This window comes from Psychrilyobacter sp. (assembly GCF_049671765.1).
Taxonomy (GTDB): domain Bacteria; phylum Fusobacteriota; class Fusobacteriia; order Fusobacteriales; family Fusobacteriaceae; genus Psychrilyobacter.
In genome coordinates, this window is the sequence record NZ_JBATVM010000022.1 from 1 (window position 1) to 11,033 (window position 11,033).

Sequence of the window (11,033 nt, forward strand, 5' to 3'; positions counted from 1 at the left end):
TTCTATTACTTTTCCTCCTAATTTATACATAGCACTTATAAAAGAGAGTTTAGTTCTAGTAGAAGGTTCGAAAAATACAGTGGATAAAATTTTATTATCTAATTCTCTAGGTTTAGGGTTATTTTCCAATTCTTTTGCTTTATCTAGATAGTTAAGATATCTTTTATTGCTAAATTATTTAATGACAGTATTTCTTTCATTTATTTACCTCCTATAACCCTCTTTAGTTATTAAAAATACCCTCTCCCTCTAAGGGAGAGGGTAACTTATTTTTTATTTTGGTTTTCTTCTACGAGGTTAACATTTAATCCCCATGGAATTTACCGTATAAAGGAAGAGAGTTTTATATAAATATTATATTTTACTGATATCAAAGATATCTAAATCTCTAGTATCTACATCTTTTTCCATAATGTTTAATACTGCATTTAGTGTATCTAGTGATGTTAATACTTCTACACCATATTCTATAGCTGTTCTTCTTATCTTAAATCCATCTCTTTGAGCGTCATTTGCTTTTGTAGGAGTGTTGATAAGTAGATCTATTTGTTGTGTTTTTAATTTATCAATTATATTAGGAGAAGCTTCATTAATTTTGTTTATAGTATCACACTTTACGCCATTATTATTTAAGTATTCAGCAGTTCCACCAGTTCCAATCATTGTACATCCTTGGTTGATAAGTCTTTTAGCTAGACTTAAAAACTCATCTTTATCGCTTCCTTTTATAGTTGCTAAAATCCTCTTATTCTTAATTTCATGGATTCTATATCCTCCTACAAGGCCTTTGTAGATGGCTTCGTCCATATTATTTCCTATTCCTAATACTTCTCCTGTAGATTTCATCTCAGGTCCTAATGATACTTCTACTCCCCCAAGTTTTTCTGTAGAGAATACAGGTACTTTTACTGCTACTATATTTGGTTTTTTGTATATTCCTATACCATATGATAGATCAGTCAATTTTTGTCCCATCATTACTTTAGTTGCTAATTCTATCATTGGAACTCCTGCCACCTTAGAGATATAAGGAACTGTTCTAGATGATCTTGGATTTACTTCTATGATATATAATTCGTTTTCATATGCGATAAACTGTATATTCATCATTCCGATTATATTTAATTCTTTTGCTAATTTTTTAGTTATTTCTAGGATTTCTTCCTCTGTTCCCTCATATAAATTTTGCTGCGGATAAACTGTGATTGAGTCTCCAGAATGAATTCCTGCTCTCTCAAGATGTTCCATGATTCCAGGGATAAGAACGTTTTCACCGTCACATATTGCATCTACTTCGATCTCCACACCATTTAAATATTTGTCTACTAATACTGGATTTTTAGGATCTCTAATGAAAGAAGCTTCTAAGTAACCTTTTAAGTTTTCTTCTAAGTAACAGATTTCCATCCCTTGTCCACCTAATACATACGAAGGTCTTACTAATACTGGATATTTAACTTTTTCGGCTTCTGCTACACCATCTTCTGTATTCCAAACGGCTCTTCCTTTAGGTCTTTTTATATTTAATTTTTCTAGGATAGCTTCAAATCTTTCTCTATCTTCAGCAGCATCGATCATATCAGCAGAAGTACCAATGATATTAATTCCTAAATCTGCTAAATCATTTGCTAATTTTATAGCAGTTTGTCCACCAAATTGTAAGATAACTCCTTCTGGATTTTCTTTTTCTATGATGTTCATAACATCTTCTAATACCAATGGTTCAAAATATAATTTATCGGCAGTTGAGAAATCTGTTGATACAGTTTCAGGATTATTATTTATAATGATAGTTTCGATATCTAATTTTTGTAGTGCTTTTACTGTATGCACTGTACAGTAATCAAATTCAATTCCTTGTCCTATTCTAATGGGCCCTGATCCAATTACTATAACTTTTCTTCTGTCTGATATTTCGACTTCATCATGTAGATCATAAGTTGAGTAATAATAAGATGAAGAAGCTTCAAATTCTCCTGCACAGGTATCTACCATCTTGTATACAGGTATAATATTTAGTTCTTTTCTTTTAGCTACTATGTCATCTTCATTTAATCCCATAAACTTTGCCATGGCTCTATCTGAGAAACCTTTTTTCTTCCAGTTTCTAAGGTTTTTAGGTGTAAGATCAGATAATTTAGTTTTCTTTAAAACTTCTTCCTGATTTACTATCCATTGGAGTTTTTCCATGAAAAATGGATCCATTCCAGTAATTTTTTGTAACATAGTCTTAGTGTATCCACGTCTTAGCATCTCAGCTAGATCGAATATTCTTTCGTCGTCTGGGCTTACTACCCTCTTTTTTAGTTCTTGTATAGATCTTAGTGTAGAAGCTTTGTGCTCTAAACCATATTGTCCGATTTCTAGCGATCTAACACCTTTTAAAAATGCTGCTTCGAAGTTATTTCCAATAGCCATGATCTCTCCAGTAGCCATCATCTTTGTCCCTAATTTTCTATCAGCTTTTTCAAATTTATCAAATGGCCACTTTGGAATTTTTACTACTATATAATCTAGTGCTGGTTCAAAACAAGCATATGTTTTTCCAGTAACTTCATTTTTTACTTCATCTAGAGTGTAGCCCAATGATAATTTTGCTGCTACCCTTGCGATTGGGTAACCAGTAGCTTTAGAAGCCAGTGCAGATGATCTAGATACTATAGGGTTAATCTCTATAATTGCATATTCGAATGAATCAGGATTGAGAGCAAATTGTACATTACATCCTCCTACGATTCCAATTTCATCTATAATATTAAGTGCAGATGTTCTTAGCATTTGATATTCTTTATCAGATAATGTTTGAGATGGAGCTACTACTATACTGTCTCCTGTATGAATTCCAACTGGATCTATATTTTCCATATTACATACTGTAATTCTATTACCATTTATATCTCTCATTACTTCATATTCTACTTCTTTCCATCCAAGGATAGATTTTTCGACTAATACTTGTCCTACACGAGATAAAACAAGTCCCTTTAATAAGATATTTTCTAACTCTTGTGGGTTGTTAGCCATTCCTCCACCAGTTCCCCCCAGTGTATATGCAGGTCTTACAATTAGTGGGTAACCAATTTGATTAGCAAATTCTAATCCATCTTCTAGATTTTCAACTATCATACTTTCTATTGTAGGTTCCCCTATCTTGTTCATAGCATCTCTAAATAGGTCTCTATCTTCTCCCCTCTTTATAGAATCGATACTTGTACCCAATACTTTTATATTATGTTTAGCTAATATTCCACTGTCTTCTAATTCTACTGCCATGTTAAGAGCAGTTTGTCCACCCATCCCTACTAAGATTGAATCAGGTTTTTCCTTCACTATTACTTTAGTCACAAATTCCAATGTGATTGGTTCAATATATATTCTATCGGCTACACTTTTATCTGTCATTATTGTAGCAGGATTAGAGTTTATTAGTACTACTTCTACTCCCTCTTCTTTTAGTGCTTCACAAGCTTGAGTTCCAGAATAATCAAATTCAGCAGCTTGTCCTATTACAATTGGTCCAGATCCTATTACAAGGGTTTTCTTTATATTTTTGTCTAACATTCAATTACCTCACTTAAAAAAAATTTACCAAAGATATAACTCTTTTTTTTATGGTTTCTCTTGGTAAAAGAAACCAACGTAGAGTATTAAGCTGGGGAGACCTCAAAGATGAAAGGATCTATCCTAGCATCTTAATAAAATCATCAAATACATATTGAGAATCTTCTGGTCCTGGTGACGCCTCTGGATGGTATTGTACTGATGCTATCTTATTTTTGTAGTCTTTCATTCCTTCTACAGAATTATCATTTAAGTTTATCTGAGTGATCTCTACACCTTCTGGCATTTTGTCTACTACATACCCATGATTTTGAGATGTAATAAATATTTTATTTTTTTCTAAATCTTTTACTGGATGGTTAGCTCCTCTATGACCAAATTTTAATTTGTTAGTTGAACCTCCCAATGCCCATGATAATAGTTGATGTCCTAAACATATTCCAATTATAGGAGTTTTCCCTACCATTTTTTTGATTTCATCTATGACACCAGTTAGATCGGCAGGATCTCCAGGGCCATTAGATAAGAATACACCATCTAGATTATAAGATAAGATCTCCTCAGCAGTTGTATTCCATGGAAATATAGTTAAGTCACAATTTCTTTTATGGAAAGATCTGATAATATTTTGTTTTATTCCAAAATCCATCATTCCAATTTTTTTATTTACTTTTTCAGCACCACAAGGAGCTTCATAGACCTCTTTTGTACTTACGATACTTACTGCATCTATATTTGAAAAATCTTTCATTGTATTTTTAATTTCTTTTTGTGTAAGTTCATCAATAGTGATTATAGCCTTCATAGATCCATTATCTCTTATGATTTTAGTTAGATGTCTTGTATCGATCCCTTTGAATCCCATGATTTTATGCTGTTTTAGATAACCGTCTAATGTCATCTCACATCTAAAGTTATTAGGTAATTTAGCAGGTTCTTTTATTACAAACCCTCTTACCTTTGCACCACTACTCTCTAAGTCATCTAGATTAAGACCATAGTTTCCAATCATTGGATAAGTCATTACAACTATTTGTCCGTAGTATGATGGATCAGTAAGAACTTCTTGATATCCTGTCATAGATGTATTAAACACTAATTCTCCTACAGCTTCCTTTGTGTAACCAAAAGCTTTTCCTTCGAATACCATTCCATTTTCTAATATCAGTTTTGCCTTCATAATGCCTCCTAGGTTTCTTATAAGTTTATGCTAAAAAAAAAGAATAATAACTAAAATAGATTAGTCATTATTCTTTAGAATAAAATTATTATTAAAATTTAAAAACAAAGATACAGCTCCATATGCTATATAAGGAACATCTTTTAAAAATAAAAATTTGTTAAATTGAAATATATTGTTAAAGTTAATTGGTATTATCAGTAATCTTTTATTTTTCAAATTCAACGCCTCCTAAAAATTTCTTATATTAGAATATCAAAAATAACGGGATGTGTCAATGTTTATTTTTGAATCATAATAAATATCAAGGTGATTTAAAATATATTTTTAAAATAGAATATCACTAAAAAATTGTGTAGATACTTGGTTTTGTAATGATATTAGAGACAACTATTCTCTAGTAAAATAAAAACTAATTTTTCCAAATTAATTTTATCATCTTCAGAAAATCGGTTTAATTTTGGGCTATCTATGTCTAATACTCCGATTAATTTCTGATCTTTTATAAGTGGAATTACAATTTCTGAATTAGATGCCAAATCACAGGCTATATGTCCTGGGAATTTATGTACATCAGGGACTACATATGTAATTTTGTCTTTTGCAGAACTCCCACAAACACCTTTTCCCAATTCTATTTTGGTAGTAGCTGTTAGACCTTGAAATGGTCCTAAAATTAATTTATCGTTTTTCCATAGATAAAATCCTGCCCAATTTAGATCCTCAATATTATTAAATATCAAAGAAGAAAGGTTAGCACAGTTAGCAATAAAGTCGTCTTCATTTTCAGTTAAATTTTTAGCTAAGTTTAAAAGGTAGGTATAACTTTTTACGGGATTATTAGTCATGATGTTTACAACTCCTTAATTTTTATTTATTTGCATATAATCTTTTTATTTTATTTCATTTAATAATAATAACATGGATATGCCTTGTTACTCAATCATTTTAAATGGAAATGTTTGTTTTTCAACAGTCAAATAATTTAATAAAAAAAATGGGATTTCTCCCATTTTTAAAAAGAACTATTTAGTTTTTCCCACAACATTTTTTATATTTTTTACCAGATCCACATGTACATGGGTCATTTCTTCCGATTTTAACCTCTTTTTTTATTGTCTTTTGTGTAGATAGAGTTGAATCATATGACCATGCTCCATCTATTTTTTTAAATAATGATCTTTCATGATGAAATAATGTTTCTTCCCCTTCTAAAAAGTAACCTTTAAATTCTACAATACCTTCAGAATCATCGGCTCCTCCATCTTTAGTTTCAATGATCTCTAGTTTAGTCCACTCTGTAGATTCAGACCAGTGCTTGATCTCTTCTTTACTAAGAGTTCCACGTGTTTTAGGATTATGTGTATTATAAACATAATCTACCTCTCCTACAACATAAGCAGTGTATCTAGATCTCATTGTATCCTCAGCAGTAACTGGTACTTTTTCACCTAATATATATGGCTTACAACATTCTTCATAACTTAATTCTTTTCCACAAGGGCAATTCTTCATTTATTTTCCTCCTAAATATTATACATAATCGTTTATAATTATACCATAGGTAGAGTGAATATCCTAAGAGTTCCCATAGTTAAATCTATAGAATATGAAGATTAAAAAGATAGTCTTTTTAGGAGGTAAAAATGACTAAGCAATTAGAGGTTTGCAAATATAAAATATGTGGGAACATTGGAAGAAATAAAGAATTTTCTTGACATACTTCTATTACTGTGGTAATATCTCTAAAAGATAAAAAAAGAGAAGGAGGAAAATATGAAATTTTTAACTATAAATAATAATTTAATAAATTTTATGGATAAATTTCTTATATTTTTAACTGATGTTCCCTATGTTATATTTGGAGCAGTCAATTCAATTTTTAATTTTTATATTTATAATAGTGGGAATAAAAACTAATATTTAGTTTTTATTCCTTTTTTTTTAAAATTAGTATGAGAGTATCTAGGAGGAATATATGTTTTTAGAAGATGTTAAAGTAATAGAGAATATACAAATAGCAGATAATTATTATTTAATGAGGGTAGAAGGGATAAAAACACCTCAACATTCTAAGCCAGGTCAGTTTTTTATGCTCCAATGTAAAGATAGCTCAAAAGTTTTAAGAAGACCAATAAGTTTACACAATGTCGATGGAAATATTTTAGAATTTTATTATGAGGCGTTGGGAAAAGGAACTAAAGAATTTACTAGATTATCTACAGATGAAACTATAAATATTCAAGGACCTCTAGGAAATGGCTATGATATAGACCTTAAGGGGAAAAATATAGTTGTAATCGGTGGTGGAATGGGAATGGCTCCTATCAAATATCTAATCAAAGGTTTAAAGGATAACAACAATATCACCTTTATAGGTGGTGGAAGAAATGCCGGTGCAGTTAAAATAATAGAAAAATTTAATTTTGAAAATATAGAGCTAAAGGTAGCTACCGATGATGGTAGTGTGGGACTAAAAGGAAATACTGTAGATATTTTAAAAGAATTATTAAAAAATAAAGATGAAAATATAGATATAATATATACTTGTGGCCCTCATCCTATGATGGAAGCAGTAGCAAAAGTAGCACAGGAAAACAATATTAGATGCCAAGTATCTTTAGAAGAAAGAATGGCATGTGGAATAAAAGCCTGTGTAGGATGTTCTATATTGACTAAAAAAGGGATGAAGAAAGTTTGTTATGATGGACCCGTATTTGAAAGTATAGATATAGTAGACGTAGATGTAATAGATCCAAATGGAGGGTGTAAATAATGAGTAATAGATTAAATATAAACTTTTTAGGTCAAAACTTAAATAATCCTATAATGACAGCATCAGGATGCTTTGGGTATGGATTAGAATATAAAGATTATTTTAACCCCAATGAATTAGGAGCTGCAGTATTAAAAGGAATAACTATGGAATCTAGAAATGGAAATGCTGGGACTAGGATTGCAGAAACACCATCTGGAATGTTAAATTCAGTTGGTTTGGAAAATCCAGGGATTGAAGAGTTTAAAAAATTAATACCATCTATAAAAAAAGAATTAAATATTCCTTTGGTCGCAAATATAAATGGAAAGATCTTGGAAGAATATATAGCTATTGCTAAAGAAGTTGAGCAAATAGACGAGATAGAGATGGTAGAACTGAATATATCATGTCCCAATGTTAAAGACGGTGGGATGGCCTTTGGAGCTAATCCAGAGATGGCAAGATTGGTAACTCGTGAAGTAAGAAAAGTCTTAACGAAACCTATGATTGTAAAATTATCACCAAATGTAACTAATATAGTAGAAATCGCAAAGATAGTAGAGGAAGAGGGAGCAAACGGTGTTGCCCTTATAAATACTCTATTAGGAATGGCAATAGATATAAGAAAAAGAAAACCAATTTTAGGGAATGTAATGGGAGGGTTATCAGGACCTGCTGTAAAACCAGTAGCACTTAGAATGATATACCAAGTATCTCAAGCAGTATCTATCCCAGTTCTTGGAATGGGTGGAATATCTTCTACTGAAGATGCAATAGAATTTATTATGGTAGGAGCCAGCGCTATATCTTTAGGTACAGGAATGTTTGGAAATCCAAGATTACCAGTAGAGATAAAAGAGGGATTAGAAAAATACTGTATAGAAAATAATATAGATAATATTAGTGATATTGTTGGAGCGGCTCATCCTGATGGAGGAGTAGCGTATAGAAGTAGATTAGGAGGAAATAATGAAATTAAAGGCTAAAGATAGATTAATAGTAGCATTAGACTACAAGACATTAGATGAAGTAAAAAATATCGTAAATGAAATTGGAGATGCTGTATCTACATATAAGGTAGGGCTAGAATTATTTTTAAATACTCGTGGAGAAGCGGTAGATTATCTTCATAGCATAGATAAAAAAGTATTTTTAGATCTAAAATTTCATGATATTCCAAATACAACAACTATGGCATCGATGTTTGCAAATAAACAAGAGGTTTTCATGTTTAATGTCCATGCTGGTGGAGGACCCACTATGATGAAATCTGTTGCTGGTATGCTAAAGGAAAGTAATTCTACTTCTATAGCAATAGCAGTTACTATATTGACGTCATTTACAGAAGAAGAGGTAGCATTACATTTTAAAAGTAATTTAAATATCAGTAAATTAGCTAATCATTGGGCTATAGAAACTAAGGAATCAGGACTACATGGAGTAGTATGTTCCCCACTAGAAGCCAAAAAAATAAAGGAACTTTGTGGAGAAAACTTCTACACAATCTGTCCAGGAGTGAGACCACTATGGGCTGCTTCAAATGACCAAAAAAGAATAATGACGCCTAAGATGGCTATTGAAAATGGAGCTGATTTCTTAGTAGTAGGAAGACCTATAACTAAATCAGAAAATCCTATTCATGCAGCTAAATTAATATTAGATGAAATAGTGGAGGGTTTAAAATAATTAATTCTTAAAGAATTAGAAAAAATCAGATTTTAAATTTAATTCAAAGTAGATAGGAAGTGTAGGAGGTATAGATTTGTTAATAAAAAATGCTAGAATAAATACTACAGGCAATGAATATGAGATAAAAGATATCTATATAAAAGATGGGAAGATTAGTAAAATAAGTTCTCATATCAATAGTTTAAATATTATTAAAGATACATTTTTATCCTCAGATGAAAATATTAAAAAATTAGATGTTTTAGATCTAGAAGGTGAAAAATACCTGATTCCAGGGGTTATAGATCCCCATGTACACATGAGAGATCCAGGACTAACTCATAAGGAAGACTTATATACAGGGTCAAGAGCATGTGCCAAAGGTGGAATTACTACTTTTATAGATATGCCAAATACTGCACCTACCACTACAAATCTGAAAGCTCTTCAAAATAAAAAAGACCTAGCTTCAATGAAATCAATTGTAAATTATGGATTTCATTTTGGTGGTACGAGTACTGACAACAGTAAAATTATTCCTCATGATGGAGTAGCTTCTACAAAGGTTTTTATGAATATATCTACAGGAAAGATGTTAGTTGAAAAAGATGAAGTTTTAAAAAATATATTTTTAAAATCAAAGATGGTCTCAGTTCATGCTGAAGGTGAAATGGTAGAAAAGGCTATTACCTATAATCAAAAATATGGAAAAAAATTATATCTTTGTCATATCTCAAATAAAAAAGAGCTAGATATTATTAGAAAAAATAGAGCAAAATCTACAAAAAAAATATATACGGAAGTAACACCACACCATCTTTTTCTCAGCAAAAATGATATAAAAGAGAAAAATGAAATGCTGCTCAGGATGAAACCAGAGTTAAAAACAACAGATGATATAAAAGCTTTATGGAATGCTATAAATGATGGAACTATTGATACAATTGGTACTGACCATGCTCCTCATCTCCTTTCAGAAAAATTAGAAAAGGTTACATTTGGAATCCCAGGAGTTGAAAACTCATTATCATTGATGTTAGATGCGGTATCTAAAGGAAAAATTACTTTATCTAAATTGATAGACCTAATGTCTAAAAATCCAAGTAAAATATTTGGAATAAAAGATAGAGGAGAAATTAAAGTGGGTTACTACGGTGATCTAGTAGTGGTAGATCTTGAAAAAAAGTTTATCTTAGAAAATAAAACTACATTATCAAAATGTGGATGGACTCCATTTGATGGATATACAGGATTAGGAAAAATTGAAACTACAATAGTCAATGGGGAAATTGTATATAATAAAAATGAAATAATTGAAAATACAGGGAGTGAAATTGAATATGAGTAATGCAAAAAAAGTAGCTAGAGCACTATTAAAAGTAGAAGCAGTAAGATTAAACGTAGTGGAGCCATTTACATTTGTATCAGGGATTAAGTCTCCTATATACTGTGACAATAGAAAAGTTATTGGTTTCCCAAAGGAAAGAACAGACATAGTAGATGCTTTTATAGAAGCATTAAAAGATAAAGAGTTTGACATCTTAGCAGGAACAGCAACAGCAGGAATTCCATGGGCAGCGTTCATAGCAGAAAAAATGAATAAACCTATGGCTTATATCAGATCTAAACCTAAAGCTCATGGAGCTGGGAAGCAAATAGAAGGTGCAGATGTAAAAGGTAAAAAAATAATAGTAATTGAAGATCTTATCTCTACAGGTGGGAGTTGTATCTCGGCACTTGAAGCAGCAAGAAGAGAAGGATCTAAAGGTGTAGAAGTTATGGCAATATTCTCATATGAGTTTAAAAAAGCATACGATAGATTTGAAGAAGCTAACTGTAAATGGGAAACACTTTCTGGATTTCCTG

Annotated in this window: 11 protein-coding genes and 1 pseudogene; 6 read left to right on the forward strand and 6 right to left on the reverse strand. The window is 31.0% G+C overall.

From position 1 onward, the window contains the following. From WBG30_RS01000 to WBG30_RS01025, 6 genes and pseudogenes are all read right to left on the reverse strand, one after another. Positions 1–162: pseudogene (locus WBG30_RS01000) on the reverse strand (aspartate carbamoyltransferase); the annotation flags it as partial. A gap of 192 nt (positions 163–354) precedes the next feature. Continuing rightward, positions 355–3,561 (reverse strand): carbamoyl-phosphate synthase large subunit, encoded by a 3,207-nt coding sequence (carB, locus tag WBG30_RS01005; RefSeq protein WP_424502778.1) that lies wholly within the window; start codon positions 3,559–3,561, stop codon positions 355–357. A gap of 118 nt (positions 3,562–3,679) precedes the next feature. Beyond that, positions 3,680–4,741, reverse strand: a complete 1,062-nt coding sequence (gene carA / locus WBG30_RS01010; RefSeq protein ID WP_424502779.1) for a glutamine-hydrolyzing carbamoyl-phosphate synthase small subunit — start codon at positions 4,739–4,741, stop codon at positions 3,680–3,682. A 60-nt stretch (positions 4,742–4,801) separates the two neighbouring features. Then, positions 4,802–4,960 (reverse strand): hypothetical protein, encoded by a 159-nt coding sequence (locus WBG30_RS01015; protein ID WP_424502780.1) that lies wholly within the window; start codon positions 4,958–4,960, stop codon positions 4,802–4,804. Positions 4,961–5,121: 161 nt separating this feature from the next. After that, the gene (locus WBG30_RS01020; RefSeq protein WP_424502781.1) at positions 5,122–5,589 is read right to left on the reverse strand and encodes a GAF domain-containing protein; all 468 of its coding nucleotides are present in this window, start codon (positions 5,587–5,589) and stop codon (positions 5,122–5,124) included. A gap of 181 nt (positions 5,590–5,770) precedes the next feature. Continuing rightward, entirely contained in the window at positions 5,771–6,256 is a 486-nt protein-coding gene (locus WBG30_RS01025; protein WP_424502782.1) for a YchJ family protein, read from the reverse strand. Positions 6,257–6,517: 261 nt separating this feature from the next. On the opposite strand from WBG30_RS01025, the gene WBG30_RS01030 reads away from it, so the two are divergent. The 6 genes from WBG30_RS01030 to pyrE form a co-directional block, all read left to right on the forward strand. Continuing rightward, positions 6,518–6,661: a hypothetical protein gene (locus tag WBG30_RS01030; RefSeq protein WP_424502783.1), complete on the forward strand. Its 144-nt coding sequence runs from the start codon at positions 6,518–6,520 to the stop codon at positions 6,659–6,661. A 58-nt stretch (positions 6,662–6,719) separates the two neighbouring features. After that, positions 6,720–7,517 carry a dihydroorotate dehydrogenase electron transfer subunit gene (locus WBG30_RS01035; RefSeq protein ID WP_424502784.1) on the forward strand — a complete coding sequence of 266 codons (798 nt, stop codon included), beginning with the start codon at positions 6,720–6,722 and terminating at the stop codon, positions 7,515–7,517. Then, positions 7,517–8,485 carry a dihydroorotate dehydrogenase gene (locus WBG30_RS01040; RefSeq protein ID WP_424502785.1) on the forward strand — a complete coding sequence of 323 codons (969 nt, stop codon included), beginning with the start codon at positions 7,517–7,519 and terminating at the stop codon, positions 8,483–8,485. The genes WBG30_RS01035 and WBG30_RS01040 overlap by 1 nt, the downstream gene beginning before the upstream one ends. After that, positions 8,469–9,185, forward strand: a complete 717-nt coding sequence (pyrF, locus tag WBG30_RS01045; RefSeq protein ID WP_424502786.1) for an orotidine-5'-phosphate decarboxylase — start codon at positions 8,469–8,471, stop codon at positions 9,183–9,185. Before WBG30_RS01040 ends, pyrF begins: the two co-directional genes overlap by 17 nt. 76 nt (positions 9,186–9,261) lie before the next feature. Then, positions 9,262–10,515, forward strand: coding sequence for a dihydroorotase (locus tag WBG30_RS01050; protein WP_424502787.1), 1,254 nt, complete (start codon positions 9,262–9,264; stop codon positions 10,513–10,515). Continuing rightward, a partial coding sequence (pyrE, locus tag WBG30_RS01055) for an orotate phosphoribosyltransferase (protein WP_424502788.1) occupies positions 10,508–11,033 on the forward strand: 526 nt, incomplete at its 3' end. The genes WBG30_RS01050 and pyrE, both read left to right, overlap by 8 nt.